Below are 25,109 nucleotides of genomic sequence, written 5' to 3'. Positions count from 1 at the left end.
GGTGCTTGCAGCCCCCACCCCCAGAACCTGCGCCGGGAGGGTCCGGCCCCACTTTCGTTGTGCAAACGCTACATCAAATGCAGGCGAGCGGCTGCCATATGGCGCAACCCTGCGCTGCGGTTTACGCTCGCTGGTTGATACAAACGGATACGCCGGGTGACGCCTGCAGGAGCACAAGCCATGAAACTGGACAACATACGCCTTTCCCCCAAGCTGTGGGGGTCCATCGTGGGCCTGCTGGGGGCCATGCTGGTGGTCTCCATCTGGGCCCAGTCCCGGACCGACAGTGTCGTGGCAGAAGCCATGGTCTCGCTGCAGTCCTACGACCAGCGCATCACCCTGGCCCTGCAGTGGAAGGGCGCGACCGAAACCACGGGCGAGCGCGTGCTGGCCAGCAACGCCACCCCCGATGCGGACCTGACCACGCTGTTCGACGGCCGTGTGAAGGCGGGCGTGACCGGCATCTCGGCCATCCAGGCCAAGGTGGTTGAACTGGCCACCAGCCCGGCCGACAAGGCCGCGCTGGAGCGCGTGGCGGCCGAGCGCACCAACGTGCTGGCACTGAACAAGCAGGCCCGCGAGATCAAGCAGGGCGGTGATGCCGCTGCCTTCAAGGCCTTCGTGGAAACGAAATACCTGGCTGCCATCGGCCGCTATGTGGATTCCCTGGAGGCCTTCGTGCAGCTGCAGCAGAGCCAGCGCGACGCCGCCAAGCAGGAGGCCGGAGCCGCCCTGGGCCGCGCACGGGTGCTGGCATGGGCCATCCAGGGCGTGGTCTTCCTCCTTGGCCTGGCGCTGTCTTTCCTGCTGGTGCGTTCCATCACCCGGCCGCTCAACGAGGCGGTGGAACTGACCGATGCGATCGCTGGCGGAAACCTCACCGTGCAGGCCCACACCGATCGCCAGGACGAGTTCGGCCACCTGCTGCGCTCGGTCTCGCAGATGGCGGCGAAGCTGCGCGGCCTGGTCTCGGAAGTGCGCAGCGGTGTCGACTCCATGTCCAACGCCTCGGTGGAGATCGCCACCGGCAACCACGATCTGTCGTCGCGCACCGAGCAGACGGCGGCCAACCTGGAGGAAACCGCCGCCAGCATGGAACAGCTGACCGCCACCGTGACCCAGTCGGCCGACACGGCGCGCCAGGCCAACCAGCTGGCCAGCACGGCCGCCCAGGCGGCGGGCCGAGGCGGCGAGGTGGTGGCCCAGGTGGTGACCAGCATGCAGACCATCACCCACAGCTCGCGCAAGATCGCCGACATCATCGGCACCATCGACGGCATCGCCTTCCAGACCAACATCCTGGCGCTGAACGCGGCCGTGGAAGCGGCCCGTGCCGGTGAGCAGGGCCGCGGCTTTGCCGTGGTGGCCAGCGAGGTGCGCGGCCTGGCGCAGCGCAGCGCCGAGGCCGCCAAGGAGATCAAGGGCCTGATCACGGCCTCGGTGGAGTCGGTGGAAACGGGCTCCGAGCAGGTCACCCAGGCCGGCCAGGCCATGGACGAGATCGTCAGCAGCGTGCGCCGCGTCTCGGACCTGATCGGCGAGATCACGGCCTCTTCGTCCGAACAGCGCGACGGCATCGCCCAGGTGAATGTGGCCGTGACCCAGCTCGACCAGATGACGCAGCAGAACGCGGCACTGGTGGAGGAATCCGCTGCCGCCGCCTCGTCGCTGCGCGACCAGGCCCAGCGCCTGGCCGAGGTGGTGTCGGTGTTCAATGTGGGCTACCAGGCCCCCGCACCCAAGCCGGCACCGGTGCGTGCTCCGGTGGCAGCCCGTGCGGCCCCAGCGCCAGCGGCCACGAGGGTGGCGGGCGCCACGGCCGCTGCCGCGCCGCGCAAGCTGCAGGCACCCGCTGCAGCGCCCGCGCCCAAGCCCCGAGGAGCAGCACCTGCACCCGCCCCCAGGCAGGCCAAGGGTTCGGACGACGACTGGGAATCCTTCTGAAGGATGGTTGAGAGGGCGAAGGCCCTCAGCCCATCTCCCGCACCACGTTCATCGCCTCTTCCACGCGCTCCACGGCGTGGATGGTCAGGCCCTCGATGGGCTTCTTGGGCGCATTGGCCTTGGGCACCACGGCCACGCTGAAGCCGAGCTTGGCAGCCTCCTTGAGGCGCTCCTGCCCGCGCGGCGCGGGCCGCACCTCGCCCGCCAGGCCCACTTCGCCAAACGCCAGGAAGCCGCGCGGCAGCGCCTTGCCGCGCAGGCTGGAGGTGATGGCCAGCATCACCGCCAAGTCGGCCGCAGGCTCGCTGATGCGCACGCCGCCAACCGCGTTCACGAACACGTCCTGGTCCATGCAGGCCACGCCCGCGTGGCGGTGCAGCACGGCCAGCAGCATGGCCAGGCGGTCCTTGTCCAGGCCCACCGAGAGGCGCCGCGGGCTGGGACCGCCGCTGTCCACCAGGGCCTGGATCTCCACCAGCAGCGGGCGCGTGCCTTCCAGGGTGACCATCACGCAGCTGCCCGGCACGGGCTCGCTGTGCTGGCTCAGGAAGATGGCACTGGGGTTGCTCACGCCCTTGAGTCCCTTCTCGGTCATGGCGAACACGCCGATCTCGTTGACCGCGCCGAAGCGGTTCTTGATGGCGCGCACCAGGCGGAACTGGCTGTGCGTGTCGCCCTCGAAGTAGAGCACCGTGTCCACCATGTGCTCGAGCACGCGCGGGCCTGCCAGGGCGCCCTCCTTGGTGACATGGCCGACGAGCACGATGGCCACGCCCGAGGCCTTGGCCGCGCGCGTGAGGTGGGCCGCGCATTCGCGCACCTGGGCCACCGAGCCCGGGGCCGAGGTGAGCTGGTCGGAGTACACGGTCTGGATGGAGTCGATCACGGCCACGGCGGGCTGCATGGAGTCGATGGTGGCGAGGATCTTTTCGAGCTGGATCTCAGCCAGCACATTGACCTGGCTGTGGTCCAGCCCCAGGCGGCGCGAGCGCAGCGCCACCTGGGCGCCGCTTTCCTCGCCAGTCACATACAGCGTGGGCAGGCCCACGCGCTGCAGCGCGTCGAGCGCCTGCAGCAGCAGGGTGGACTTGCCGATGCCCGGGTCGCCGCCGATCAGCACCACGCCGCCTTCGACGATGCCGCCACCCAACACCCGGTCAAGCTCGTCGATGCCGCTGGGCGTGCGCTCCACGTCGCTGGCCTCGATGGCCGACAGCGGCATCACCGCCTGGGCCTGCGCCAGGCCCGCGAACTGCGGCGTGCTGTAGCGGTTCTTGCCCGGCCCGGCGTCGGCCACCTGCTCGATCAGCGTGTTCCAGGCACCGCAGGCCGGGCACTTGCCCAGCCAGCGCGGACTGGTACCACCGCATTCGGTGCAGCTGAAAAGGGTCTTGTCTTTGGCCATGGCGTGGGGTGGTGAGCAGGAAGGGAGGCGGGCTGGTGACTATAGCGGTCGCAACAGGGGCCTGCAGCCCCGGCGCACAGGCCGTACGATGGCGGCCTTGCATCTCGACGGACACGCACACCCATGCAGCAGACCCCTACCAACCCCTTCAAGCAGGCCATGGCCCAGGGCCGTGCCCAGATCGGCCTGTGGCTGGCCCTGGCCGATGCCTACAGCACGGAGATCCTGGCCGGCACGGGCTACGACTGGCTGCTGCTCGACGGCGAGCACGCGCCCAATGACCTGCGCTCGCAGCTGCACCTGCTGCAGGCCGTGGCCAGCGCCACGAGCGCCCTGCCGGCCGGTGCACAGCCGCCCCACGCGATTGCACGCGTGCCCGTGGGCGACACCGCGCTGATCAAGCAGTACCTGGACATCGGCGCCACCACCCTGCTGGTGCCCATGGTGGACACGGCCGGGCAGGCCCGCGACCTGGTGCGCGCCACGCGCTACGCCCCCGAGGGCGTGCGCGGCATGGGCAGCGCCCTGGCGCGCTCCTCGCGCTGGCAGGCCTACCCGAACTATGTGCACGAAGCCAATGCCCAGGTGTGCCTGCTGGTACAGGCCGAGACCGTGCAGGCCATGGAGAATCTGGACGCGATTGCCGCCGTGCCCGGCGTGGACGGTGTCTTCATCGGTCCGGCGGACCTGTCCGCATCGATGGGCCACCCAGGCAACCCCGGCCACCCCGACGTGCAAGCCGCCATCACCGAAGGCATCGCGCGCATCCTGCGCGCGGGCAAGGCGCCCGGCATCCTGGCCACCAACGAAGCCCAGGCCCGCCACTGGCTGGCGGCGGGCGCGCTGTTCGTGGCCGTGGGCGTCGATACCATGCTGCTGGCCGCTGCGGCCAGGCAACTGGTAGCGCGCTTTCGCACGGACGAAGCCGCCGCGACCAGCCCAAACGGCTACTGATCACGACAAAGAAAGCACCCCGACGATGAAAGCATGTATCTACGGTGCCGGCGCCATTGGCGGCTGGATCGGTCTGGCCCTGGCGCAGGCAGGCAGCGAGGTCAGCCTGGTGGCGCGCGGCGCCACGCTGGCAGCCCTGCAGGAGCACGGCCTGCGCCTGCGCCGCCCCGATGGCAGCGTGGCGGCAACCCCGATACGCGCCAGCGACAGCCCGGCCGCCCTGGGCGTGCAGGACCTGGTGGTCATCGCGGTGAAGGCGCCCGGCCTGCCCGAGGTGGCACGCGCCCTGGCGCCGCTGATCGGCCCCCAGACGGTGGTGCTGACCGCCATGAACGGTGTGCCCTGGTGGTTTCTCGACGGCTGCGGCGGTGCCGCCCAGGGGCGCACGCTGGAGTCGGTGGACCCTGGCGGCGCGATCGCCCGCGCCATCCCCGCCGGCCAGGTGCTGGGCAGCGTGGTGCACACCAGTTGCTCGCTGGAGGCGCCGGGCTTTGTGAAACAGCATTTTGGCAACCGCCTGATCGTGGGTGAACCCGATGGCAGCGCCAGCCCGCGGCTGCAGGCGCTGGCCGATGCGCTGCAGCGCGGCGGCATCGACGTAGAGGTCTCCACGAACATCCAGAAGGACATCTGGTTCAAGCTCTGGGGCAACCTCACGGTGAACCCGATCAGCGCGCTCACGGGCGCCACCACCGACCGCATCCTCGACGACGAACTGGTGCGCGGCTTTGTCTCGGCCGTGATGCTGGAGGCCAAGGCCATCGGCGCGAAGCTGGGCCTGCCGATCGACCAGCAGCCCGAGGACCGCCACGCCGTGACGCGCAAGCTCGGCGCCTTCAAGACCTCGATGCTGCAGGACGTGGAGGCCGGCAAGCCCGTGGAGATCGATGCCCTGGTGGGCGCCGTGTACGAACTCGGGCAGATCACGGATACACCGACCCCGCACACCGCCGCCCTGCTCGGTCTGGCCCGCCTGATGGCCCGCACCCGCAATCTGTACTGACTTTTCACTCCATTCACTACCCAACCATGCTCAAGCTCTACTCCGCCCCCGGCACCTGCTCCCTGGCCGCGAACATCGCATTGCACGAAGCCGACGCCGGCCATGAACTCGTGACCCTGGACTTCGCCAGCCAGCAGCAGCGCAGCCCCGAGTACCTGGCCATCAACCCCAAGGGCCGTGTGCCCGCGCTGGTGACGGAGCACGGTGTGCTGTCCGAAACGACCGCACTGCTGCTCTACATCGCCCAGCGCTTTCCGGCTGCGAAGCTGGCCCCGCTGGATGATCCTTTCGCCCTGGCGCGCATGCAGGAGTTCAACAGCTACCTGGCCTCCACCGTGCACGTGAACCACGCCCACGGACGCCGTGCCGCGCGCTGGGCCGACGATGCAGCGGCCATTGCCGACATGCAGCGCAAGGTGCCGCAGACCATGACCGAGAGCTTCACGCTCATCGAAAACCATTACCTGCAAGGCCCCTGGGTGCTGGGCGAGGCGTATTCGGTGGCCGACGCCTACCTGTTCACCATCGCCTCGTGGCTCAAGTCCGATGGTGTGGACATCGCGTCCTTTCCCAAAGTGGCCGACCACACGGCCCGCATGCGCACCCGCCCGGCAGTGCAGCGCGCGCTGGGCTGAGCCGCACCGTCTCCAGCAAAAAGCCCCCGCGGCCTGTGCAGGCTGCGGGGGCTTTTTTGCAGAGGGCGCCGGGGGCTCAGTTCACCTTGAGGATGCGCCAGTCGACCCGGTTGTCCGCGCGGTGCACGATGTCCACCTTCTGCGTGGCCGCCCAGGGGATGATCTGGTTGTACAGCGGAATGTGCGAGATCAACTCGTGGTCGGCGATCAGGGCCTTTTCGATCAGGCCGTTGCGCGTGGCGGTGTCGGTCTCCTTCTTGATGCGCTCGATCAGCGCGTCCTGCTGCGGGTTGGAGAAACGGCCCAGGTTGAAGTTGCCATCACCGCCGGCACCACTGGAGCGGATCAGCGACTGCAGCGAGTAGTAGGCGTCGAAGGTCGGCACGCCCCAGCCCAGCAGGTAGATGCTGGCCTCGTTGCGCTGGATCATCGGGAAATAGGTGGCAAACGGCAGCGAGCGCAGCTTGGCCTTCACACCGATCTTGGCCCACTGGGCGGTGATGGCCTGGCACAGCTGTTCATCGTTGATGTAGCGGCCCGCGCTGCAGGCGAAGTCCACCTCGAAGCCTTGCGGATAGCCTGCCTCGGCCAGCAGCTTCTGCGCGGCGGCGGGGTCGTAGGGCCAGCGCGTGTCGGCCTTGGGCGTCCAGCCGTTGACCTGGCGCGCGATGATGGCGCCCGTGGGCTGGGCCAGGCCGCGCAGCACCACACGCTGGATGGCGCTGATGTCGATGGCCTGGTAGAGCGCCTTGCGCACGCGCACGTCCTTGAGCGGGTTCTTGCCCTTGACGTCGGAGCCGGGGAGTTCTTCGCGGAACTGGTCCAGGCCCAGGAAGATGGTGCGGTTCTCGGCACCATCGAGCACCTTGAGGTTGGGCGTCTGGCGCACGCGCGGCAAGTCCTGCAGGCCGGGGTCGAGCACGAAGTCGAGTTCGCCCGAGAGCAGCGCGGCGGTGCGCGTGGCGTCGGACTTGATCGGGGTATAGACGATCTGCGTCACATTGCCGCCGTACTTGCCCTTGCCCCACCAGGTGGGGTTGGCCTTGAGCACCAGGCGCTGGTCGGGCGTCCACGAATCGAGCACGAAGGGGCCGGTGCCCAGCGCGTTGCGGTGCGAGAAAGGCTCGTCCTTGGTCTTGATGTCCTTGGGCGACACGGCATTGTTCTTCTCGGCCCAGGCCTTGCTCAGGATGCGCAGCTCGGTGAGCTGGTTCACGAGCACGGGGTTGGGCACCTCGGAGAAGATGTCGATGGTGTATGCATCGACCTTTTCCACGCGGTCGATGCCCTGGGTGTAGACCGCGAAATTGGAGGTCTTGGCCTTGGCGCGTTCGAGCGAGAACTTGGCGTCGTCCGCGGTGAAGTCGCTGCCATCGCTGAACTTGACGCCCTTGCGCAGGGTCAGGCGCAGTTGGGTGGGGCTCACGCGCTTCCACTCGGTCGCCAGCGAGGGCTCGGGCTTGAAGGTCTTGCTGTTGTACTCGACCAGCGTGTCGTACACCGCGGCGTGCAGGGTGTTGTTAACGCCCACGTTCTGGGCATGGATGTCCCACGAGGACAGGTCGGTGGAGCGCGACCAGCGGAAGGTGTTGGCATGGCTGGCCAGGGGCAGCGCACCGGCAAGGGCGGCGGCCAGCAGGAGGGTTTGGAATCGCATGAGGGAGAAGTGCTTGTGCAGAAAGTCTTTGTGCACTGCACTATGGACCGCACCGCCCCCGGGGCGAACGAATTTCTCGTTGTAACCTTATGCGCCGCACCCCCAGGGCGCCTGCCGGGTTTCAATGCAGCAACAACCCCACGGCCAGTGCGACCATCATCGCCGCAACCACGGCATCGAGCACACGCCAGGCATGGGGCGATGCAAACAGCGGCGCCAGCCAGCGTGCGCCCCAGCCCAGCGCAGAGAACCACACCAGACTGGCCAGGCTGGCCCCCAGCGCAAAGCCCATGCGCAGCGAGGGCGGGTAGGGGCTGGCGATGGCGCCCAGCAGAAGCACCGTGTCCAGGTAGACATGGGGGTTGAGCCAGGTGAAGGCCATGGCGGTCAGCACCACGGGCTGCCAGCCTGCCGGCGCCGTGCCTTCGGACCCGACCTGCATCGCTGCGGGTCGGTAGGCCCGCAGCAGGGCGCGCGCCGCATAGGCCAGCAGAAAGGCAGCGCCCAGCCAGCGCGCTGCTACCAGCAATGCCGGATGGGCCTGCACGGCAGAGCCCAGCCCCCACACGCCGGCCTGTACCAGGATGGCATCGGACAGCGCGCACACGGCCACCACGGGCAGCACATGCTCGCGCCTGAGGCCCTGGCGCAGCACGAAGGCGTTCTGCGCACCGATGGCGATGATGAGGATGGCGGTCGTAGAGAAGCCGTTGGCAAAGGCCGAGGAAAGATTCATGGGCCGATGGTGCCCAGCTTGCAAAGGAAAGAGAAGCTATACTTTTTTGCCACCCGTAAGCAAAACTGAATGCACCTCGACACCGCGCAACTGGCCGCCCTGGCCGCCGTGCTGGAAGAAGGCAGCTTCGAGCGTGCCGCCCTGGCCCTGCACGTCACACGCTCGGCCGTGTCGCAGCGCGTCAAGCTGCTCGAAGAGCGTGTGGGCCAGATCCTGGTCCGCCGCGCCGCGCCCTGCACACCCACCGAGGCCGGCCAGGCCCTGCTGCGCCACGCCCAGCAAATGGCACTGAGCGAGGCCGACGCCCTGCGCAGCATTGCGGGCAGCAGCGCCGGTCTGGCACCGGTGCGGCTGGCGCTGGGGGTGAATGCGGATTCACTGGCCTCGTGGTTCGTGGACGCCATGGCCCAGGCCGCCGAGCCAGGCGAAGGCTCGGCTCCACCCATCACCTTCGACATCCATGTCGAGGACCAGGACCATTCGTCCGAGCTGCTGCGCCAGGGCCGCGTGATGGCTGCCGTGACCGCCGACCCGCAGCCCGTACAGGGCTGCCAGGTGGTGCGCCTGGGCACCATGCGCTACCGCGCGCTGGCCAGCCCCGCGTTCATGGAGCACCACTTCCCCCACGGCGTGACGGCTGCGGCACTGGCGCAGGCACCCGTGCTGGTCTTCAACCGCAAGGATGCGCTGCAGGAGCGCTTCATGCGCCGCATCGCGCGGCGCGCACTGGCACCGCCCGTGCACTGGCTGCCCTCGTCCCAGGGCTTTGTCGCCGCCACCCTGGCCGGCCTGGGCTGGGGCATGAGCCCCGACCAGCTGGCGCGCGAGGCCATCGAGTCCGGCCGCCTGGTGGAACTGGTGCCCGGCAAGCCGGTGGACGTGGCGCTGCACTGGCAGTTCTGGCGCCTGAACGTGCAGGCGCTGCAGCGCATGACGCACGCGGTGCAGCAAGCGGCGTCAGCAGCATTGCTGCCGTAGGAGGGTCAGGCCGGCAGGTCTTCGTGGTGGTCGGCCACACCCTTCTTCCAGTACGCGGCGATGCGCATGCGCTTGGGGTTCACGCCTGGCTTGGCCAGCACCACCTTGCGCAGGGCTGCCATGTCGGCGTGTTCGCCAGCCGCCCAGATATAGCCGTCGCCCTCGGGGATCGCCAGCGCCTGGGCGGCGTCGGGCAGCGAGGCCACCCATTGCAGATCCAGCCGGGCCGCCGTGACCAGGGCACGCTGGTCGGCCGGGTTGCGCACCTGGATGCGCACGGTGGCGACGGCTTCTGCCGGCAATTCGGCCAGGCGGCGCACGATGGCGGGCACGGCGGTCTCATCGCCCAGCAGCCAATGCCAGGCGAAGGCGGTGGGCACCACCATGCTGCCGCGCGGGCCGGCCACACCCACCCAGTGGCCCACCTGGGCGGCGGCCGCCCAGTCGGAGGCGGGGCCGGCATCGTGCAGGGCCACCTCGATGTCCAGTTCGCCCTTGGCCGCGTTGTAGTGCGCCGGCGTGTAGTCGCGCAGCACGGGCCGCGGCTCGGGCATCACCGGGCGGCCATCCTGCATGGAGGGAAGGCTCGCACGCTCCTGGCCCGGATGCGGCAGGATGAGCTTGAAGTGGTCGTCAAAACCCGCACTCACAAAATCGGCCATGTCCGGCCCGCCCAGGGTGAGGCGCACAAAGCCGGGGCTGACCTCGGTGCGGCGCAGCACCTGCGCATGGCGCGCCTTCAGGGTGTGGCGCACGCGGGTGATGGCGAGGGCATCGGCAGGTGCGGCGAAGGAAAGGGTTTCAGTGCTCATGACTTAAAATGTTGTTGATTCAATCAACCAAATCATCCGCCAACAAGTTGACTTTGTCAACCGGTTGGCTTTACCATGCACCGCAACCGCCCCCCTGCAGATGTCTTTGAAGCGATGCACGACCTGATGCACGTGTACCGCGCGCACATGGTGCGGGCCATGGCATCCATCCACCCCGACCTGACGATGAACGAGGTGCGTGCGCTGGGCTTCATCGGCCGCCACCCGGGCGCTACGCAAAAGGACCTGGTGCGCCACAGCGGCGCCGACAAGGCCCAGGTGGCGCGCATGGTGGCGCAGCTGGCCGAGCGCGGCTGGATCACCAGCAACCCCAACCCAGAAGATGGGCGCAGCCGCATCCTGGCGCTGAGCGCGGAAGGCCAGGCCTTGCAGGACACGGTGCGTGGCCTGCGCCAGACGCTGTCGGCCCGGCTGCTGGCGGGCTGCGATGCGGGCACCCAGGCGCAGCTGCTGGCGCTGCTGGAACAGCTGCGCGGGGAGCTGGACGCCCTGCCGGCATGCAGGCAAGGCGCCTGAGCAGAGCACCCGCCACGCGTGCCATGCACCGCCTGTCCGCGCCGGCAAGGTGCGGCATAGCCGCCACATATCGCCCAAAACCGTAAAACTTTACGTGCAATCGTTAAAATTTGCGTGTAATTTCCAGGGCTCGCGGCTTCATGCCGCAGACACGGTCCGGTCCGAACGGACGGCAAGAAAGGGTTTGCAAGTGGGAGCGTCGACGGCGAAGCAGCAGGCCCTCACGTCGCGTCCTGCGACGGAGCAGGACACTGCGTTCCTGTGTGCCGTGTACCGCTCGGTGCGCGAGCCCGAGTTGCTGGCCATGGGCTGGCCCGAGGCACAGATCGAAGCGTTCTGCGAAATGCAGCACCGCCTTCGCACGGCCGGGTACGGGCAGTACCTGCCACCGGTGGAAACCACCCTCTTGCTGTGGCAGAACACCCCGGTGGGGATGCTGGCGGTGTGCCGCGACCCGGAGCGCTGGGTGCTCGTGAGCATCGAGCTTCTGCCGGCGGCCCGCAGCAAAGGCATAGGCACCGAAACCATCGCCCGCCTTCAGCAGGAGGCCAGGGCCGCTGGCGTCGGCCTGCGGCTGCAGGCCAGCAGTGGCAGCCCGGCTCTGCGCCTGTACGAGCGCTGCGGTTTTGCCTGCGTGGCCAGCGATGGCGCGGTGCAGCGCATGGAATGGCCGCACGGCAAGCCCCGGATCTCCAGAAAGCCGGGCAAGAACGATGAGAGCCCGAAGACGGTGGACTGACTGATTGAACGAGGAACACAACCCCATGGACTTGCAGGAAAACACGCCCCCGGGCGGCCAGGCGCTCGAGTCGGAAGACCGGCGCCATTTCATGGCCCAGGCGGGGATCGCGGCTTCGGCCCTGGCACTGGGCGGCATGGGCACCGCGATGGCAGCGGTGCCGGCCTCGCTGCGCACCATGCCCTCTGCCTCGGGCCGGGCATCGCTGCGTGTGGGCATGCTGCTGCCCGACGCCCCGGCCTACCCCTTGATGGGTGCACAGTTGATGGAAGGTGCCCAGGCCTATGTGGCGCAGGCCGCCGGCCCGGCCCTGCAGTTCCTGCCCGTGGTCTATGGCAACCGCCCGAGCCAGGCCGAGCAGGCGGCAGCCGAACTCCTGGCCCGCACGGGCGTGGACGTGCTGGGCGGCTTCGTCTGTGCCAATACCGCCGCGCAATGGGAGCCCCTGCTCGCGCAGCACGGGGTGCCGCTGCTGGTGGGCGATGCCGGGGCCAATGCATTGGCTCCCACGGCCCGCTCCGCCTGGGTGGTCCGCAACAGCCTGGCTTACTGGCAGACGGCCTGGGCCACCGGCCGCTGGGCCGCCAAGGCGCTGGGTCCTCGGGCTATCGTGGCCACCGCTCCGGCCGACAGCGCCTTCGACCACCTGCCCGCTTTCGAGCGCGGATTCGCTTCGGCGGGCGGACGGGTGCAGGACATGGTGTTCACCTCCGCCCCCAACGGCACCAGCCGCCTGGACACACTGGCCCAGAAGATCCGCCAGACGCGGCCGGACTTCGTCTATGTGCTGGCATCGGGCGCAGATGCCGCGGCGTTCCGCCAGTTCTGGACCGCCTCGGGGATGGCCTCGCAACCGCCCCTGGTGGCAGCGGGCATGCTGGGTGAAGGCCTGGCCCGCTCCCCGCGGGTGGCGGGCCAGGTGTGGGCTGCGCGCACGCATGCCGGCAACCACCCCGCCCCGGCCGCCCGTGCGAGCGCCTTGCCAACACCGTTCCACCTGCTGGGCTTCGAGATGGCGCAGCGCATGCACGCTGCAGCCGCCCAGGGTGGCGGGCAGGCACGCGGCCTTGCGCTGGCCCAGGCCATGGCCTCGGCTGCGCTGCAGACCCCGCGCGGAGAGGTGCGCATCGATCCATCCACGGGCGAAACCGTGGCGCCCATCCATCTGCAAGGCCTGCACCAGGGCCCTGCCACCGCCGCCATCGCCTTGCAGGCGGCAGCCGCTGCCGCCTGCCAGGGCCTGTGCGATGTCCTGACCAGCCGGGCCCTGGGCACCTACCTCGCCACGTGACAACCCGGAACATCCCAGAAAGCTACTGACATGTCACAACCCTATGTAGGCGAGATCCGCATGTTTGCCGGGAACTTCGCCCCGGCAGGCTGGATGCTCTGCCAAGGGCAGCTGCTGCCCATCTCCGAGAACGAAACCCTGTTCCAGCTCATCGGCACCACCTATGGCGGCGATGGGGAAAGCACCTTCGGCCTGCCCAATCTGCAAAGCCGGGCACCCGTGCACGCCGGCAATGGCTACACCCTTGCCGAAACGGGCGGGGTGGAGTCGGTCACCCTCACGTTCAACCAGATGGCCGCGCACAACCATGCACTGTTCTATGGCGTGGGCACCCAGGCCTCGCCCCAGGGCGGCAAGCTCGGAATCACGCCGGCGCGGGACTTCCGCTACGCCAGCAGCGGGACGCCCACGGTGCAACTCAAGGCGGATGCGGTGGAGCAGGTCGGGGGCGCACAGCCCCACGACAACATGTCTCCCTATCTGGTGGTGAACTTCATCATCTCGCTATACGGGATTTTCCCGTCACAAAACTGAGCAAGGACAAGCCATGGCCAATCCGTTTATGGCGGAAATCCGCATGTTCCCCTTCAATTTCGCACCCAAGGGCTGGCTGCCCTGCGACGGGCGGCTGCTGTCTATCTCGCAGAACACGGCGCTGTTCTCCCTGCTGGGTACCACCTATGGCGGTGACGGCAGATCCACCTTTGGCTTGCCCGATCTCATGGGCCGAACACCCATGGGGCCGGGCCAGGGGCCCGGGCTGAGTCTTTACGACCTCGGCCAGAGCGGCGGGTCGGAAACCGTGAGCCTGCGCAGCACGGAAATACCACCGCACACCCACGCGCTCTCGGGCGTGGCCGCCATCGGAGACACGGACGTACCCACCGGGCCGCTGCTGGCCCAGTCGAGCATCCGCTCGTCAGCCTACGCACCGACCTCCGACACAACAATGGCAGCCGCCGCCATGGCCACCGCGGGCAGCGGCGCGCCCCACAACAACATGTCGCCCTACCTCACGCTCGGGTTCTACATCGCCACGCAAGGCGTTTTCCCGCCACGCTCATGACGCGCCCCTACAGCACCCCTTTTGGAGCATTCCATGGCTGAGCCCTTTCTGAGCGAGATCCGCATCTGCAGCTTCAATTTCCCGCCCAAGGGCTGGGCCTTCTGCAATGGGCAACTCCTGCCCATCAACCAGAACCAGGGCCTGTTCTCCTTGCTCGGCACCACCTATGGAGGGGACGGGCGGGTCAACTTCGCCCTCCCCGACCTGAGGGCGCGCCGCCCGCTGATGGAGGGCAACGGGCACACGCTCGGGGAACGCGCAGGTACGGACTTCCATACCCTGAGCCTGCAGGAAATGCCGGAGCACAGCCACACCGTCAAGGCCTCCACCGCCGTGGGCACCCAGGCCTCGCCGGCCAATGGCTACCTGGCCGCCTCGAACGTGGATGTGCCCTACACCGGGGCCCAGGGCAACGTGTTGGGCAGCAACACCGGCGCCCTCACGTCCACAGGGAACTCCCAGCCCCATGAGAACCGCTCGCCCTACCTGGTGCTGAACTTCATCATCGCGCTGCAGGGCATCTTCCCTTCGCCGAACTGACCCTCTCACCACCCACACGGCAGGCGCCAAGGCGCTGCCCGGCCCCAGGCCGACGAAGGAGTTGATTGCATGCAACGATGGACAAGAACCCTGCGCCAGACGCCACTGCCCGGCCTGGCCATGCTGGTGATCGCGCTGTGCGCTGCCGGCCCGGCGCATGCGGGGCTGGTGACGGTCACCAGCGCCCTGGACGATGACGTGGGCTGCACCTTGCGCAAGGCCATTGCCACCACGAACACCGGCACCCCCGCGGCCGGCTGCACAGAGAGCCCGGGCACCAACGAAATCCGGTTCACGGGCGCGCAGGCCATCGTTCTCAACGCTGCCAAAGGGCCGCTGGTCATCCAGCGCTCGGTGACGCTGACGGGCCAGGGCAAGGCCAACACGAGCATTTCCGGGGGCAGCACCAGCAAGTCCGGCATCCGGGTGTTCGACATCCCCACGGGCAGCGGCATCAACCTCACGTTGGCCGGCCTCACCGTGGTCAATGGCAATGCCGCTCCCGATGCCGTGCAGGGAGACGGCCTGAGCAGCGGCGGCGCCCTGTTCATCGCCAGCGGAGCCAGCGTATCGCTGAGCAATTGCGCTTTCACGAACAACTATGCAAAGTCCAGCGGCGGCGCCATCGAAAACCGCGGCACGCTGGACATCAGCAACTGCACGTTCAACGGCAACGAAGCGCGCGGCGAAGGCGGGGTGATCCGCAACATCGGCCTGCTCACGGTCAACGGCAGCACATTCAGCACGAACAAGGCCGAGCGCGGCGGAGCCATCTGGATCAGCCACCCTTCGGCCACCATCACCATCGCCTCCTCCAGCTTCAACGGCAACTCCGGCTCCAGCAACGGCGGCGTCACCGCCTATGGCGGCGCGCTGATGAATGCGGATGAAAGCGGCGCAACGCTGGTGCTGGGCAGTAACAGCGATGGCGGCAGCAACGACGCAGGCGGCAATGGCAACGTGGTGTGGGAAGGCAATCCCATGGTCAAGGTGCAGCCCACCACCCCCATCATGGCGGGCGCATCCGCACCGCTGTCCGTGGAAGTGCGCGGCCCCTTCTATGCCGCCACAGGCACCGTGGGCCTGCGCACCGGGCTGGCAGCGATTGCCGGCTGTGGCCCCCTGTCCTTGACGGGACCAGGCGACGCCAGCTGCAGCGCAGCAGGCCTGCCACTGGGCGTGCACACCATCTCCGCCGACTATTCGGGCGACAGCAACCATGCAGGCGGCTTTTCGACGGGCGTGGCCCAGGTGGTGAACGGCTACACCAACCAGAATGCCACCCAGGTCAAGGTGACCGGCCCGGCCAATGCCACAGTCTGGGTGGACAGCGCCAACGTCGGCACGCTCGACGCCCAGGGCACGCTGATCACGACCGTGAACACGCCTGCGCCCGATGGCAACAAGAGCTTTGCCATCCAGACCCGGGCCGATGCCACGGTGCTGACCAACAGCACCCTGAGCATCAACCGCGACAGCATCCTGCCCGCCTGGTCCGGTCTGCAGCCTGCCAATTCGGGCTACCTGAAGAACGGCGGCATGCTGGACTACCAGCTCAGCGAGAACGTCGCCAGCGCCAGCATCACCTTCACCCGGACGGGGGGCAGCGCGGATCTTGCGACGCATACCTGCACCCTGCAGGGCAGCGCCCTGCTTGCCGGCGCGCACAGCATTGCCCTGGGCACGGGCGTGAACGGCTGCAATGCCAATACCGCGCTGGTGGAAGGCGCCATCTATACGCTGACTTTTGTCGCGACGGACGCCGCAGGCAATGTCTCGGCCACCACCACGACTACGGGCGTCACCTACGATACCCAGGCACCGGCATTCAGCGCGCTCGCTCCGGCTTCCGGCGGTGCACTCAAGCTGGGCAGCACGCTGGGCTTTGCGCTCAGCGAGGCGGTGGCCAGTGCCCGCATCACGGCGACACGGACGTCGGGATCTGCCGACGCGGGCTCGCCCCGCACCTGCACGCTGCAGGGCACGGCACTGAATGCCGGCGCACGCCAGATGGCGCTGACCGCCGATGCCAACGGTTGCGCTGCTGCGCTCAACCTGGTCGACGGGGCGGTCTACACGTTCGCGTTCGATGCCTCGGACCCGGCCGGCAACGTGGCCGCCACCGCCCAGGTCACCGCGATCACCTACGACACCACGCCGCCCACGGCGCAGTTGGGCCTGCCCTCTTACAGCACGGTGCGCAATGTGCCCATCGGCGCCGCCTTCACCGGGACCGACACCGGCTCGGGCATCGCCACCGATGGCTACTGCCTGCTGGACACCAATGCGGTGGGCAACTGCACCTGGGGCGCACAACCTGCCGGCTTCGCCTTCACCAGCGATGGTCCCAAGACGCTGTATGGCTTCGTGCGCGACAAGGCGGGCAATGTGTCGGCAGTGGCCAGCGCCAGCATCACCGTGGATACCGGTGTGCCTGTCGCCCCGACGCTGACGACGACCCCGGCGTATGCCATCGGCAACTCCACGCAGGTGGAAGTCCGGGGCGAAGTCGGCGCACGGATCTTCGTCAATGGCGCAGACACGGGTCTGACCGTGGGTTCCGGCGGCAAGACCACCATCACGCTGAACACCAGCGCCATGGCCGAGGGGCAGCGCCAGACCTTCCAGATCACGCTGCGCGACGACGCCGGCAACACCAGTACCGCCCTGAGCGTGGAACTCACCCGCGATGGCACAGCCCCGGTGTTCAGCGCCATCGCGCCGGCCACCAATGGAGCGATCAAGGCCGACAGCAAGCTGGGCTTCGTACTGAGCGAAGCCGCAGCCACGGCCCGCATCACGGCCACGCGCACCGGCGGTACGACCGATGCGGCCTCGCCGCACACCTGCACCCTGCAGGGCACGGCTCTGGCCGCAGGCGCCCACGAGGTGAACCTGGGCGCCGACGCCAATGGCTGCGCGGCCGCACTCAACCTGGTCGATGGCGCGGTGTACACCTTGGCCTTCGATGCCACCGATGTGGCCGGCAACAGCGCCGCCACCGCCCAGGCCACCGGCATCAGCTACGACACCACGCTGCCCCAGGCCCAACTGAGCCTGCCTTCTTACAGCACGGTGCGCAATGTGCCCATCGGCGCCGCCTTCACCGGGACCGACACCGGCTCGGGCATCGCCACCGATGGCTACTGCCTGCTGGACACCAATGCGGTGGGCAACTGCACCTGGGGCGCACAACCTGCCGGCTTCGCCTTCACCAGCGATGGTCCCAAGACGCTGTATGGCTTCGTGCGCGACAAGGCGGGCAATGTGTCGGCAGTGGCCAGCGCCAGCATCACCGTGGATACCGGTGTGCCTGTCGCCCCGACGCTGACGACGACCCCGGCGTATGCCATCGGCAACTCCACGCAGGTGGAAGTCCGGGGCGAAGTCGGCGCACGGATCTTCGTCAATGGCGCAGACACGGGCCTGTCCATCGACGGGACCGGCAAGGTCAGCATCACGCTCAACACAGCCGGCATTGCCAACGGCCAGCACCAGGTCTTCAACATCGACCTGCGCGACGCAGCGGGCAACATCAGCGCCGTGCTGCCCCTGGATCTGGCACGCGACACCACGGCGCCTGTGTTCAGCGCAACGACCCCTGCCAGCAACGGCGCCATCCGGGCCGGCGGCACGCTGGGCTTCACGCTCAGCAAGGCCGTGGCCAGCGCCCGCATCACGGCAACCCGCACCGGCGGCACGGCCGATGGCGCATCGCCCCATACCTGCAACCTGCAGGGCACGGCCCTCGGCGCAGGCGCCCATGTGGTGGCACTGACCGCCGATGCCAACGGCTGTACCGCACCGCTGGGTTTGCAGGACGGCGCGGTGTACACCTTTGCCTTCGATGCCATCGACGCAGCCAGCAATGCTGCCGTGCCCGTATCGGTGACTGGCGTGGCCTACGACACCAGCGCCCCACCAGCCCCGGTGGTGACCAGCCCTGCCAACAACGCATCGGGAGAAGGCGCTTCGCTCGCCATCGTTGGCACCGCGGAGGCCGGAAGCCGGGTGGATGTGTACGAAGGCGCGACCCTGCTGGGCAGCGGCACGGCGACGGGTGGCAACTTCTCGGTCACGGTGTCCGGTCTGGCCTTCGCAGCGCACAACTTCACGCTCAAGGCCACGGACGCCGCTGGCAATGAGAGTGCCAGCAGCCCCGTTCTGACCTACACGGCCCAGGTGCCCAGCTCCGGTGGTCCATCCACCCCCGGCCCGGTGGTGACGCAAGGCAGCGTGACGGTGACGCCAACCACCCCGGTCACCGTGGGCGGCAGCGTCCAGGTCACCGCAGCGCCGGGCAGCACGATCACGCTCAGCCCGCAATCGGGCGGCTCCACCATCACCCTGCCCCCCGCTGGCAATGGCGGTGCGCCGGCGCCCGTGACCCTGGTGATCGGCGGCCAGACCTTCAGCATCCAGCCCCAGCCCGACACATCCACGGTGCTCAGCGTGGTCACGTTGACGGGGGCCAACGGACAGCCGCAGGTCGCCCTCGTGCTCAACCCCTCGACCTCGGGCGATTCGCAGGTGACGCTCAGCGGCACGGTGAGCCAGGGCACGGTGGTGGCCCTGCTGTCCACCAGCACGGGCAACCTGCCGCTGACCGCCCTGGGCGATGGCGCGGTGTCGGTCACGCTCGTCACTACCCCGCGCGCTGCCGCAGGCACGCCGCAGTCGTGGAGCGTGTTCGTGCGCACGGGCCGGGTGGCGCTGCCACCGGCCGCCAACGGAGCCGCCGCCGTGACCGTGTACAGCGGCGAAATGGCACGGCTCGATGGCACCGGCAAGGTGCAGAGCGTGCGCCTGGGCACCGTGGCCGGCAACGGCCTGGGCGACCCGGTGCAGCGCGCCGACCTGCCGGTCGGCATCAACGCCAGCGTGGGCTTCGTGCGCCTGGCGGGCGTGCCCACGCGCACCGGCGGCAGCACGCCGCTGGAAACCCTGGTCAACGCGGGCCTGCGCACCGTCGGCATCACCAGCAGTGCCCAGTCCACCGACGGCAGCATCACCTGGAACCTGGGTGGCACCAACTTCCCCGTGGTGCCGCTGGAGGTGCGCGTAGCGCCCGGCCGCGCCGATGGCGTGAGCGTGGCCGACGATGGCAGCATCGAGGTGACCACGGCAGGCCTGGTAACCCGCTTCGGGCCCACCCTGCAGTCCCTGCCCGCCATGGGCCAGGCCCTCACGGCCCTGGGCGCGACGACGGTGATGCAGCCCAATGGCGCCCTGCGCGTCTCTTTGGGCAGCACCGTCTTCCACCTGCGCGCGCAGTGGTTGCCGATGGGCCGCACGGGCAGTGTCCCGGGCTTTGTCTTCAGCAGCACGACCGGCCTGATCTTCACGGATGCGGGTGGCGTGAGCCAGGCGCTGCTGGGCGACGTGGCCGACTACGAGGGCTTGACCAGCCTGCTGCAGTCGCTGCTGGGCGCGGGCACCGTCCTGCGCACCGGCCTGGACCAGCAGACCGAGCTGATCGCGGGCGGCCAGCGCTTCCAGCTGGTTCCCGACCTGGCCCTGTTGCCAGCGGGCACCGGGCCTGCCGGTGGCAACTGGTGGTTCGAGGGCAGCAAACTCTTTGTGCGCTACCCCGGCGGCCTGGTCCAGGGCTTCGCCGTGACGGCGCGCTGAAGCAGCGCCCAGGTCCCGCAAGAAGCGGGGTGCGCCACCCGGTGGCGCACCCCGCTTTTTTCATGGGCGACGGGCCACGAGGGGCCCTCACCCGGGGCGCAAGCCCAGAGCCAGGTGCCGTTCCAGGTAGGCTTGCAGCACCTCGCTGCGCGCCTGCGGATCGGCACAGGCCACATAGCTGTCGGGCCGCAGCAGGTAGGCAGCGCCGCGCGCCAGGCCCGCTGCCCCGTGCGCCGGGCCGAATGGAACCTGGTGCAGCGCGATGCCCTGCGAGGCGCACCAGGCGGCGAGCCCGTCTGGCGCCTCGCCATAGACATGCACCTGCCAGGCGATATCGGCCAGGGGACCGTGGTTGTCGGTCGTGCGCACCCAGGGCAGACGGTCGCCGCCGCGCACCTCACCGGCCTGCCCTTCGCCCAGGGGGCCATCGTGGTAGCTGATCATCGTCTGCGAGACCATGCGGAAGGCGTACTCGCGCACGGCATCCGCGCCAGACGCCAGCGGCACCAGCAGCGGGGCAATGCGCGTGCGCATGAAATCGGCAAAGCGGCCTTCGGCCGTGACGAAGCTGAACATCCGGTCGGTGGTTTCCACCAGCTTCAGGGCGAAGGCGCGCCGCTCGGCTTCGTAGCTGTCCAGCAGTGCGTCGGGAGCGCCATGCTGCAGCACAGCGGCCAGCTTCCACGCGAGGTTGATGGCATCGCCGATGCCCGTGTTCATGCCCTGCCCGCCGGCCGGGCTGTGCACGTGCGCGGCGTCGCCCACCAGGAAGGCGCGGCCCCGGCGGTAGTGGTCCGTGACGCGGTGGTGCACGCGGTAGGTCGAGAACCAGTGCACCTGCCGCACCTGCAGCCCGACGCTGGCAATGGCACTGTGGCCCACGTCGTCGAAGCCCAGGGATTCGGCCCGCTGCGCCCGCTCGTCGCCCACCACCCCGATCAGCCGGCCGCGCCCCTGGTCGTTGTAAGGGAGCCATGCCGCAAAATCCGCATGGTCCAGCGCAATGTGCGCCTGCCCGTTGGCTGCTGCAGGCCCGCTGGCATCGACGTCGGCCACATAGAAGATCTTGTCGTAGGTGCCACCCGGAAAGCCCGCGCCGATCTGGTGGCGCACCACCGAACGGGCGCCGTCGCATCCCGCCAGGTAGGCGGCCTCGCAGGCCTGCTCGCTGCCATCGGGCAGGCGCAGTTGCGCAACGATGCGCTCACCCCGGTCCTCGAACCCCAGGCAATCGGTGCGCCACTCCACCCCGACCCCCAGGGCCTGCAGACGCGCCACCAGCAGCCGCTCGTGCTGGTCCTGGGGGTAGACCAGCAAAAAGGCATAGGGCGTGAGGTCCTGGCCGGCCGAGCCGAAGGACAGCGTGGCGCGCTGCCGGCCCGTGGTCCAGAGGTTGATGGCCGGGATGGTGTGGCCGCTGGCCACCACCGCATCGGCCAGGTCGAGCTGGCGGTACAGCTCCAGCGTGCGTGCCTGCACGGCCATGGCGCGCGATGCCGTGCCGGGTCCAGACGCCTTGTCGACGATGCGCACAGGCACGCCCTGGCGCGTGAGCCACAGGGCCAGTACCAGGCCGGTGGGGCCGGCGCCCACGATCAGAACGGGTTCACGGGGCATGGTGGTCTGTCCTTTCCGGTGGGCCGCGGCCTTGCCGCGCAGTGCGCTTAGCGCGCTTTCGATGCCGACGATTGCAGCGCCCGCACGGCTTCGGGCAGCGAATTCACATGGGGCAAGAAGTGGTCGATGGTGGCGCCCAGCGCGACGGCGCAGACCACGGCGCCCAGCATGGGTTTCCAGGTCAGTCGCACGGCGGCGCTGAGCCAGCCTTCGCGCTCCACCCCCATGGCGGCGCGCGCCGTCACCACCGAGAAGGCCAGCTCCACGGCCACGGTGAGCAGCACGTCCCAGCCGAAGAACAGCATGGCCAGCGCGCCGGCACCGAAGACGATGGCCGAGCCGATGAGGAAGATGGCCACGATGGGGATCACGACCACGGCGCCTTCGTCGGCGCCCGATACGGCATCGGCCGCGCCGCTGGCCAGATCGCCCAGGCCGGAGCCGGCGTCCGACAAGGCAGAGCCGAAGTCACCCGAGCCGCCGCCGGTGTGGACCGTGCCGCCCGAGCGCGGCATGGGCACGCTTGGGCCGTTGCCGCCGCGCCAGGGGACTGCATCGATCGCAACGTCCGCCACATCGCCTGCGACCTCCACCGCATCGCCCGCACCGTTGTCGGAATCCTCATCCCTGCTCACCAGGCGCGCCGCCCACAGCCGCAGCACCAGCAGGTAGCCAACATAGCCGACCGACAGGGTGACGAGGTAGCGCCACGCCAGCGTCTCCATGCCCATGCGCATCTGCACATAGGAGGCGCACCACATCAGGATCAGCACGAAGCCGCCGATCAGAAAACCGTGCAGGCGCAGGCTGTAGCGCTGCTGCAGGCTGTCCGCCAGGTGGTGGCGGGGCTGCATGCGCACCGAGCGCCAGTTCGAGTTCTTTTTGCGGGCGCTGCGCTTGTCGGCCATGGGCTGCACTCCTGTCAGGACGGATGGTCAGGCGCGCAGCGTACCCGATCAGGCCCGGTTCACGGCAAGGCCCGTCGGGCGAACCGTGACAAGATGCCCATTACTCCACAGTCACAGGCACGCGCTGCGCCAGCGCGCACATGAGTTCCCAGGACACGGTGCCCGCCGGCTCGGCCACTTCGTCGATGGTCAGCACGGCCCCATTGCTAGCACGGCCCCAGAGGGTCACCTCGCTGCCGAAGCCCACCTCCATCCCCGCCTGCAGCAGCGGCGTGAGGTCCACGGTGACCATGTCCATGCTCACCCGGCCCACGAGGCGCGTGCGCACGCCGTTGACCAGCACCGGTGTGCCGGTAGGGCAGTGGCGCGGGTAGCCATCGCCATAGCCACAGGCCGCCACGCCAATGGTGAGCGGCCCGTCGGCGACGAAATTCGAGCCGTAGCCCACCGCATCGCCCGCCTGCAGCTGCTGTACGGCCAGCAGTTTGGTCGCCAGCGTCATGGTGGGCGCAAGCCCCCAGTGGCTGGCGGTATTTTCCGGATGGTCGGGCGCATTGCCGTAGAGCACGATGCCCGCGCGCACCCAGTCGCCGCGCACGGCCGCATCGCTGCTGTGGCGCAAGGTGGCGGCACTGTTGGAGAGTGTGCGCTCACCCGGCAGATCGGCCGTGGCCTCGTTGAAGGCCGCCATCTGGTGCGCGATGCCGCGCGGGCCATCGGCATCGCTGAAGTGGGTCATGAACGAGATCTCATCCACCTGCGGCAAGGCATTGAGCCGGGCCCAGGCCGCGCGGTAGCGCTGGGGCGTGAAGCCCAGGCGGTTCATGCCCGAGTTCATCTTCAGGAAGACGCGGTGCGGCACCTGGGTCTTGTGCGCGGCCAGCATGTCGATCTGCTCGTCGCAGTGCACGGCATGCCAGAGGTTCAGGCGCGAGCACAGCTCCAGGTCGCGCGCCTCGAACACGCCTTCGAGCAGCAGGATGGGGCCGCGCCAGCCCAGCTGGCGCACGCGCTCTGCCTCGGCCAGGTCGATCAGGGCAAAGCCGTCGGCCCCGCGCAGCCCCTCGTACGCCCGCTCGATGCCATGGCCATAGGCATTGGCCTTGACCACGGCCCAGACCTTGGCATCGGGCACGCTCTGGCGCACGCGCTCCAGGTTGTGGTGCAGGGCGGCGGTATGGATGGTGGCGTGTATCGGGCGTGGCATGGGGGTTTGACCGGGTGGGATGTCCTGGATTCTGGCACCGGGACCGTTTACCCACGTGATATAACCATCCGTCGGCCACCAGGCCCCCCATTTTTAACAGGGCATCAGTCCAACTGATGCAGCACCAGCCATTCGATGAAGCGCGGTTTCTACACCATCATGTCGGCGCAGTTTTTCAGCTCGCTGGCCGACAATGCGCTGTTCGTGGCCGCTGTCGAACTCCTCCGTTCGGAAGGTGCTCCCGAGTGGCAGCGTGCCGCCCTGGTGCCCATGTTCGCGCTGTTCTACGTGGTGCTGGCACCGTTCGTGGGCGCCTTTGCCGATGCCCTGCCCAAGGGCAAGGTGATGTTCGTCAGCAATGCCATCAAGGTGGTGGGCTGCCTGATGATGCTGTTCGGCTCGCACCCGCTGATCGCCTATGCGGTGGTGGGCCTGGGCGCTGCCGCCTACTCCCCGGCCAAGTACGGCATCCTCACCGAGCTGCTGCCTGCGTCCCAGCTGGTCAAGGCCAATGGCTGGATCGAGGGGCTGACCATCGCCTCCATCATCCTGGGCGTGCTGCTCGGCGGCCAGCTCGTCGGGCACAGCATCTCGGGCATGATGCTGAGCTTCGACTTCCCGATGATCGACACCGGCGTGGACACGCCCGCCGAAGCCGCCATTGCCGGATTGATCGCCATCTACATGCTGGCGGCCTGGTTCAACACCCGCATCCCGCACACCGGCGTGGAAATGCGCCCCATGCGCGCCGACCCCTCGCGCAGCGTCCTGGCCAACACCATGGCGCTGCTGCCCGACTTCTGGGCCTGCAACAACCGCCTGTGGCGCGACAAGCTGGGCCAGATCTCGCTGGCCACCACCACCCTGTTCTGGGGCGCGGGCGGCAACCTCAAGTTCATCGTGCTGGCCTGGGCCGGCGTGGCACTGGGCTACAACACCACGCAGGCCTCGGCCCTCACGGGCGTGGTGGCCATCGGCACCGCCGTGGGCGCCGTGGTGGCCTCCATGCGCATGCGCCTCGATATGGCCACGCGGGTCATCCCGCTGGGCATCGCCATGGGGCTGCTGCTGATACTGATGGTCTTCATCAAGAACATCTGGCTGGCCATTCCCTTCCTCATCCTGCTGGGCGGCCTGGGCGGCTACCTGGTCGTGCCCATGAATGCGCTGCTGCAGCACCGCGGCCACAACCTCATGGGCGCCGGCCGCTCCATTGCCGTACAGAACTTCAACGAGCAGGCCTGCATCCTGGCGCTGGGCGCCTTCTACAGCCTGTCGCTCAAGTTCGGCCTGTCGGTGTTCGGCGCCATCACCATCTTTGGCCTGGTGGTCGCGGGCATCATGTGGATCATCCGCCGCTGGCACCAGCGCAACTGCGTGAACCACCGCGAGGAAGTCGAGCACCTGCTGCACATTGCGCGGCAGGATGCACATCACTAGGCTCCCCCT

20 protein-coding genes are annotated in these 25,109 nt (G+C 68.6%); 13 read left to right on the top strand and 7 right to left on the bottom strand.

The features are described from left to right. Positions 1 to 180 precede the first annotated feature (180 nt). On the top strand, positions 181 to 1,944 hold the full coding sequence (locus AC07X5_RS03210; RefSeq protein ID WP_494769035.1) for a methyl-accepting chemotaxis protein: 1,764 nt from the start codon (positions 181 to 183) through the stop codon (positions 1,942 to 1,944). Between the two features lie 25 nt (positions 1,945 to 1,969). On the opposite strand, the gene radA is transcribed toward AC07X5_RS03210, so the two are convergent. Continuing rightward, a complete protein-coding gene (gene radA / locus AC07X5_RS03205; protein ID WP_007862014.1) occupies positions 1,970 to 3,349 on the bottom strand; it encodes a DNA repair protein RadA in 1,380 nt (459 codons plus the stop codon). 123 nt (positions 3,350 to 3,472) lie between these two features. Between radA and AC07X5_RS03200 the strand changes: the two genes are divergently transcribed. The 3 genes from AC07X5_RS03200 to AC07X5_RS03190 are packed head-to-tail and all read left to right on the top strand — an operon-like array spanning position 3,473 to position 5,941. Further along, positions 3,473 to 4,303, top strand: a complete 831-nt coding sequence (locus AC07X5_RS03200) for an aldolase/citrate lyase family protein (protein ID WP_494769034.1) — start codon at positions 3,473 to 3,475, stop codon at positions 4,301 to 4,303. A gap of 25 nt (positions 4,304 to 4,328) precedes the next feature. Next, complete coding sequence (locus AC07X5_RS03195) at positions 4,329 to 5,306, top strand: 2-dehydropantoate 2-reductase (RefSeq protein WP_494769033.1); 978 nt, start codon at positions 4,329 to 4,331, stop codon at positions 5,304 to 5,306. Positions 5,307 to 5,332: 26 nt separating this feature from the next. Continuing rightward, on the top strand, positions 5,333 to 5,941 hold the full coding sequence (locus tag AC07X5_RS03190; protein WP_494769032.1) for a glutathione S-transferase family protein: 609 nt from the start codon (positions 5,333 to 5,335) through the stop codon (positions 5,939 to 5,941). Between the two features lie 76 nt (positions 5,942 to 6,017). Here the strand turns inward: AC07X5_RS03190 and AC07X5_RS03185 are convergent, their stop codons facing one another. Next, the gene (locus tag AC07X5_RS03185; RefSeq protein ID WP_494769031.1) at positions 6,018 to 7,598 is read right to left on the bottom strand and encodes an ABC transporter substrate-binding protein; all 1,581 of its coding nucleotides are present in this window, start codon (positions 7,596 to 7,598) and stop codon (positions 6,018 to 6,020) included. A 121-nt stretch (positions 7,599 to 7,719) separates the two neighbouring features. Continuing rightward, positions 7,720 to 8,334 (bottom strand): LysE/ArgO family amino acid transporter, encoded by a 615-nt coding sequence (locus tag AC07X5_RS03180; protein ID WP_494769030.1) that lies wholly within the window; start codon positions 8,332 to 8,334, stop codon positions 7,720 to 7,722. A gap of 69 nt (positions 8,335 to 8,403) precedes the next feature. Here AC07X5_RS03180 and AC07X5_RS03175 point away from each other — a divergent pair, with 69 nt between their 5' ends. Beyond that, positions 8,404 to 9,312, top strand: a complete 909-nt coding sequence (locus AC07X5_RS03175; RefSeq protein WP_494769029.1) for a LysR family transcriptional regulator ArgP — start codon at positions 8,404 to 8,406, stop codon at positions 9,310 to 9,312. 5 nt (positions 9,313 to 9,317) lie between these two features. On the opposite strand, the gene AC07X5_RS03170 is transcribed toward AC07X5_RS03175, so the two are convergent. Continuing rightward, positions 9,318 to 10,124: a siderophore-interacting protein gene (locus AC07X5_RS03170; protein WP_494769028.1), complete on the bottom strand. Its 807-nt coding sequence runs from the start codon at positions 10,122 to 10,124 to the stop codon at positions 9,318 to 9,320. 159 nt (positions 10,125 to 10,283) lie between these two features. Here AC07X5_RS03170 and AC07X5_RS03165 point away from each other — a divergent pair, with 159 nt between their 5' ends. The 7 genes from AC07X5_RS03165 (at position 10,284) to AC07X5_RS03135 (ending at position 19,928) form a co-directional block, all read left to right on the top strand. Next, positions 10,284 to 10,661, top strand: a complete 378-nt coding sequence (locus AC07X5_RS03165; protein ID WP_494769027.1) for a MarR family winged helix-turn-helix transcriptional regulator — start codon at positions 10,284 to 10,286, stop codon at positions 10,659 to 10,661. A 190-nt stretch (positions 10,662 to 10,851) separates the two neighbouring features. Beyond that, positions 10,852 to 11,400 carry a GNAT family N-acetyltransferase gene (locus AC07X5_RS03160; protein WP_494769026.1) on the top strand — a complete coding sequence of 183 codons (549 nt, stop codon included), beginning with the start codon at positions 10,852 to 10,854 and terminating at the stop codon, positions 11,398 to 11,400. 25 nt (positions 11,401 to 11,425) lie between these two features. Then, positions 11,426 to 12,691 carry an ABC transporter substrate-binding protein gene (locus AC07X5_RS03155; protein ID WP_494769025.1) on the top strand — a complete coding sequence of 422 codons (1,266 nt, stop codon included), beginning with the start codon at positions 11,426 to 11,428 and terminating at the stop codon, positions 12,689 to 12,691. 60 nt (positions 12,692 to 12,751) lie between these two features. Continuing rightward, entirely contained in the window at positions 12,752 to 13,225 is a 474-nt protein-coding gene (locus AC07X5_RS03150; RefSeq protein ID WP_494769451.1) for a phage tail protein, read from the top strand. A 13-nt stretch (positions 13,226 to 13,238) separates the two neighbouring features. Further along, positions 13,239 to 13,757 carry a phage tail protein gene (locus tag AC07X5_RS03145; RefSeq protein WP_494769024.1) on the top strand — a complete coding sequence of 173 codons (519 nt, stop codon included), beginning with the start codon at positions 13,239 to 13,241 and terminating at the stop codon, positions 13,755 to 13,757. A gap of 33 nt (positions 13,758 to 13,790) precedes the next feature. After that, positions 13,791 to 14,297 carry a phage tail protein gene (locus AC07X5_RS03140; RefSeq protein WP_409954939.1) on the top strand — a complete coding sequence of 169 codons (507 nt, stop codon included), beginning with the start codon at positions 13,791 to 13,793 and terminating at the stop codon, positions 14,295 to 14,297. A gap of 69 nt (positions 14,298 to 14,366) precedes the next feature. Continuing rightward, positions 14,367 to 19,928, top strand: coding sequence for a beta strand repeat-containing protein (locus AC07X5_RS03135; RefSeq protein ID WP_494769023.1), 5,562 nt, complete (start codon positions 14,367 to 14,369; stop codon positions 19,926 to 19,928). Between the two features lie 87 nt (positions 19,929 to 20,015). Here AC07X5_RS03135 and AC07X5_RS03130 read toward each other — a convergent pair whose 3' ends face one another. From AC07X5_RS03130 to alr, 3 genes are all read right to left on the bottom strand, one after another. Next, positions 20,016 to 21,545 carry an FAD-dependent monooxygenase gene (locus tag AC07X5_RS03130; protein ID WP_494769022.1) on the bottom strand — a complete coding sequence of 510 codons (1,530 nt, stop codon included), beginning with the start codon at positions 21,543 to 21,545 and terminating at the stop codon, positions 20,016 to 20,018. A 47-nt stretch (positions 21,546 to 21,592) separates the two neighbouring features. Next, positions 21,593 to 22,453 carry a hypothetical protein gene (locus tag AC07X5_RS03125; RefSeq protein WP_494769021.1) on the bottom strand — a complete coding sequence of 287 codons (861 nt, stop codon included), beginning with the start codon at positions 22,451 to 22,453 and terminating at the stop codon, positions 21,593 to 21,595. Between the two features lie 100 nt (positions 22,454 to 22,553). Continuing rightward, complete coding sequence (alr, locus tag AC07X5_RS03120; RefSeq protein WP_494769020.1) at positions 22,554 to 23,660, bottom strand: alanine racemase; 1,107 nt, start codon at positions 23,658 to 23,660, stop codon at positions 22,554 to 22,556. A 135-nt stretch (positions 23,661 to 23,795) separates the two neighbouring features. Between alr and lplT the strand changes: the two genes are divergently transcribed. Next, positions 23,796 to 25,100 (top strand): lysophospholipid transporter LplT, encoded by a 1,305-nt coding sequence (lplT, locus tag AC07X5_RS03115; protein ID WP_409957909.1) that lies wholly within the window; start codon positions 23,796 to 23,798, stop codon positions 25,098 to 25,100. Positions 25,101 to 25,109: the final 9 nt, after the last annotated feature.

The sequence above is a fragment of the Acidovorax sp. GW458-11-26-14-TSB4 genome, from assembly GCF_059423865.1.
Note: the sequence above shows the minus strand (reverse complement) of the source record. Positions and strands in the feature narration are given on the sequence as shown.